Raw genomic sequence first — 645 nt, 5'->3', positions numbered from 1 at the left:
GACGACGTCGTGCTCGTGGGGCATAGCCAGGGCGGCATGGTCGCGACGACGGTCGTGGCGGCGAACGTCGGCACGTACACCGTGCGCCATGTCGTGACAGCGGGGTCGCCCGTGTCCAACCACGGTCTGCCTCCAGGGATCAAGGCCACGCACATCGAGACGCAGGGTGAGGGCGTCTCCGACACCGACGGTGCCGAGAACCCCGCGACGCCCGACCAGGTCACGGTCACCGGCGTCCTGCCGGCTCCGGACGGCGGCCCCCCGATCGAGGTTCCGCACAGCGTGCACTTCCACCAGGACGTGCTGGACGCCGCGGTCGAGGTGGGCGACCGGGGGCTCGAGGAGCACCTGTCCGACGTCGAGCGGCTGCTCGACGGGGTGGCCGACGCGCCCCTCGTCTACGAGGCGCGCCTGGTGCCCGACCCCGACACCACCTTCTGCATCGGGGACCTGGCGGTCCCGCGGTCGCTCACGCCCCCGTGGGCGCCGGGCACGCCGTTCCCGGGCGCGCCCGGAGTGCCGTTCCCGGGGTCGTCGGGCCTGACGCTGCCCGGCACGCCGGAGCCTCCGGCAGGCGGGGGTTCGACGCGAGGAGAGCTCGTCGCGCCGGGGACGGTCGGCGGCGAGCCGACGCCGGTGCGGTAG

Annotated in this window: 1 pseudogene; it reads left to right on the top strand. The window is 74.7% G+C overall.

The annotated features are described in order from the left end of the window. Nucleotides 1–645: pseudogene (locus G3I78_RS46765) on the top strand (GPI inositol-deacylase); the annotation flags it as partial.

The organism is Streptomyces sp. SID13726 (genome assembly GCF_010548375.1).
In the GTDB taxonomy this organism is placed as follows: Bacteria; Actinomycetota; Actinomycetes; order Streptomycetales; family Streptomycetaceae; genus Streptomyces.
Note: the sequence above shows the minus strand (reverse complement) of the source record. Positions and strands in the feature narration are given on the sequence as shown.